Here is a 2,803-nt window from a genome sequence, read left to right on the forward strand (position 1 = left end):
TCTATCAGTACCAAATATTATAGAACCTAAAAATTGCTTGCTTTCTTTATGTTATTAATTAAATGTATATTATTTCTGATTGTTACTAAACATCACCACGATTATTTGATAGAATAGAGAAAAGCTTTGTTTTAGATGGAGGTCGAGTGGTGATAGTTGGATTGGGTGTTGATATAACTGATCTTTCGAGGATCAAACGGGCTCAAGAAAGAGGCAGTCATTTTGCGAGACGAGTTTTGACTCCCAATGAATTACAGTTTTATGGAACTCTCTCACAAAGAAGACAACTTGAGTTTTTAGGTGGGCGTTACTCTGCTAAGGAAGCTTACAGTAAAGCCTATGGAACAGGGATCGGTTCCCATCTATCTTTTCAAGATATTGAAATTTTAAATGAAGATTCTGGTCAGCCGCAAATAGTCATTCAGCCTTTAGGCGAAGACGTCAATTGCTTAGTGTCCATTTCACATACAGCAAAATTGGTATTGACTGAAGTGGTACTGGAAAGATAAGGAGCGTTTGGTGGAATTATGGTCGTAGGCAGACATCGGGAAACTAAGGCAGTGATTGATTTAGGTGCTATCTATCATAATGTGGCGGAAGAAAAAGCACGTTTAAAAGAGGGACAAGATCTCTTTGCTGTAGTAAAAGCAAATGCATATGGGCACGGGTTGATCCAAGTTGCAAGAGCAGCAAAACAAGCAGGAGCTAACGGTTTTTGTGTTGCCGTCATCGACGAAGGGCTGGCGTTACGACAAGCTGGTTTTACTGAGCCTATCCTGATATTGGGAGTCAATAGTCCAATAGAAGCTGTGATAATGGCACAAAATGATCTGTCTGTGGCCGTTGGTGATGAATCGTTTCTGAGAGAAGCGGCGCCAGTTTTAAAGCAAGCAGGTTTACGTTTAAAAGTGCATTTAGCGTTGGACACAGGCATGGGGCGGATCGGCTTTCGTTTTGCTGATGAAGTGAAAAGTGTCGTGGCTCTTTTAGGACAGCTTACTAAACAATTTGTTTTTGAGGGGATTTTTACGCATTTTGCAAGTGCGGACTCAAAAGAAACCTCTTACTTTAACAAACAGGTCGCACTCTTAAATGAAATGCTGCAAGTTGTTTCACCTAAGCCGCGTTATGTCCATTTTGCTAATACCGCAACAGCTATGTGGCATTCAGAGCTAACGGGCAATGCTATTCGTTATGGAATCGGGATGTATGGATTAAACCCATCTGGTTCTCAATTAACGGAGCCGGGTACTTTGCGTCCTGCGATGGAGTTGGTTAGTCAGTTAGTCGCAGTCAAACATGTCTCGGCGGGTGCTGCTATCGGCTATGGTGAAACTTATGTGGCAAAACACGATGAATGGATCGGAACGATCCCAATCGGTTATGCGGACGGCTGGTCTCGGAAATTACAAGGCTTTTCTGTATTGGTTGCTGGAAATTATTGTGAGGTAGTCGGTAGAGTTTGTATGGATCAAATCATGGTCAGGCTGCCACAAAATTTTAAACTTGGTACCAAGGTAACTTTGATTGGGACAAACAATGGTCATACGATCACTGCACAAGATGTCGCTAATTATGCACATACGATCCATTATGAGATAGTCAGTGCTTTGACTGAAAGAATTGAGCGTGTTTATGTGTGGAAGAATTAGGAATAATTAGGAATAATTGATCAAGATAGTTTAAATTTTAGTGTTTTAGTGGTAAGATTTAAGGCACTTAAATAAAGGATCGTGGTGGGGAGTAATGCAAGATAATAACAATGAAATTTCAGACGGGGCACTCAGCGAACAAGAGCTCAGGATGATGTGCGATTATTTTTCAATTGAACCGCAAACCTTGCTAAATGATCAAGCAGTGTTTGAGTATGCTTTAAAAAAACGTAGTGATTTATATGATCTAGTAGCGGGTTATAGTGAAATGGCGGAGTTGAACGCAGAAATCTGCCATGAATTCTTATCTTGCGAAATTGATCTTTCTGATTTTTGATATTAATAATAAAGTAGTATGGGAAGAGGGGGCAGTGCATGTCCGAAAAAGAAATTAAACGTGGCGATATTTATTACGCCGACTTGTCACCGGTCGTTGGCTCGGAACAAGGCGGTATGAGGCCCGTTTTGATCATTCAAAATAATATTGGCAATAAATTTAGTCCGACTGTTGTGATCGCTGCGATAACTTCAAAGATCGCTAAACCAAAAATGCCGACGCATGTTGGGTTGAAAAAATCCAAAGCAGGTTTAGAAAGAGATTCCGTTGTTTTGCTGGAACAAGTCAGAACGATCGATAAACAGCGTTTACGTGAAAAAATTATGCATCTTGACCCACATAATATGGAATTAGTTGATCAGGCTTTAAAAGTCAGCGTTGGCTTATCTGTTGTACATAAAAAAAAGCTCCGTTAAAATTGTGAACGCAGAATTACATATTTTTACTGATGCTCTCCATTTGGAATACAGGTGGGTATTTTAAGTGTTTATGTTACCCAGATGGACTAAAGTAATAAAAGGAGGAGCAGGTCATGTTTCGTACTCAGATTAATTCTAATGCCCCGATCGTGAAGGGGTCCGGTAAAATGATGGTGGAGCTCCCATTTATTCCCCATGCCGGTGATAATTTGATGCTTGGAGACAGTCAAGCATTGTGGCAAGTCGTCAAGGTCACTTATATAATTCATGATGAATTTCATCCTAAGCGAGACTTTGTTGATTTAGTGGTAGAGGTCGTTTTGTCTGAAGACTAAAAATAGGTTCTTATTTTAGTGTTGATGAATCGGTTCTTTATCAAGTGGTACTGATGAAAT

General features: G+C 40.1%; 5 protein-coding genes. All 5 read left to right on the forward strand.

Annotated elements, in window-relative coordinates:
- The first annotated feature begins 149 nt into the window (after positions 1 to 149).
- On the forward strand, positions 150 to 509 hold the full coding sequence (gene acpS / locus FC65_RS09960) for a holo-ACP synthase (protein WP_056972561.1): 360 nt from the start codon (positions 150 to 152) through the stop codon (positions 507 to 509).
- A gap of 18 nt (positions 510 to 527) precedes the next feature.
- On the forward strand, positions 528 to 1,652 hold the full coding sequence (gene alr / locus FC65_RS09965) for an alanine racemase (protein ID WP_056972562.1): 1,125 nt from the start codon (positions 528 to 530) through the stop codon (positions 1,650 to 1,652).
- A gap of 94 nt (positions 1,653 to 1,746) precedes the next feature.
- Positions 1,747 to 1,989 carry a hypothetical protein gene (locus FC65_RS09970; protein ID WP_010499641.1) on the forward strand — a complete coding sequence of 81 codons (243 nt, stop codon included), beginning with the start codon at positions 1,747 to 1,749 and terminating at the stop codon, positions 1,987 to 1,989.
- 38 nt (positions 1,990 to 2,027) lie between these two features.
- Entirely contained in the window at positions 2,028 to 2,405 is a 378-nt protein-coding gene (locus tag FC65_RS09975; protein WP_010499638.1) for a type II toxin-antitoxin system PemK/MazF family toxin, read from the forward strand.
- 116 nt (positions 2,406 to 2,521) lie between these two features.
- Entirely contained in the window at positions 2,522 to 2,743 is a 222-nt protein-coding gene (locus FC65_RS09980) for a hypothetical protein (protein ID WP_010499636.1), read from the forward strand.
- Positions 2,744 to 2,803: the final 60 nt, after the last annotated feature.

Origin of the sequence: Ligilactobacillus acidipiscis DSM 15836, assembly GCF_001435755.1 — a bacterium.
GTDB classification, from domain to species: domain Bacteria; phylum Bacillota; class Bacilli; order Lactobacillales; family Lactobacillaceae; genus Ligilactobacillus; species Ligilactobacillus acidipiscis.

Coding starts and splice junctions, on each gene's coding strand:
- FC65_RS09980 (WP_010499636.1), top strand. CDS start 2,522: ATGTTTCGTACTCAGATTAATTCTAATGCCCCGATCGTGAAGGGGTCC.
- FC65_RS09970 (WP_010499641.1), top strand. CDS start 1,747: ATGCAAGATAATAACAATGAAATTTCAGACGGGGCACTCAGCGAACAA.
- FC65_RS09975 (WP_010499638.1), top strand. CDS start 2,028: ATGTCCGAAAAAGAAATTAAACGTGGCGATATTTATTACGCCGACTTG.
- alr (WP_056972562.1), top strand. CDS start 528: ATGGTCGTAGGCAGACATCGGGAAACTAAGGCAGTGATTGATTTAGGT.